This window comes from Bacillus sp. AFS040349 (assembly GCF_002577655.1).
GTDB lineage: Bacteria > Bacillota > Bacilli > Bacillales > Bacillaceae > Metabacillus.
In genome coordinates, this window is the sequence record NZ_NUMC01000170.1 from 1 (window position 1) to 275 (window position 275).

The 275-nt window shown below is 38.5% G+C and carries 1 protein-coding gene; it reads left to right on the forward strand.

Annotated features, from left to right (window positions below):
• Nucleotides 1-275, forward strand: a 275-nt coding sequence (locus tag COD11_RS25435; protein ID WP_141549753.1) for a transposase, incomplete at both ends; no start/stop codon positions are given.

Here is a 275-nt window from a genome sequence, read left to right on the forward strand (position 1 = left end):
TTTATGAGAATGAAGGAAGATCATATGCGAAATGGGCAGTTAAAACCAGGATATAATGTACAAACAGGAACAGAAGGTCAATTTATTACAGGTTTCTCTCTACATCAAAGAGCAGGTGATCCAGGCTGCTTGATCCCTCATCTTCAACACCTGGAGGAGCACGGAGTGAAACCAGAAAAAATAGTTGCCGATTCTGGTTATGGTAGTGAGGAAAACTATGACTTTTTAGAAAGAGAAGGACGAACAGCGTACATAAAATATAATACATTTGATCA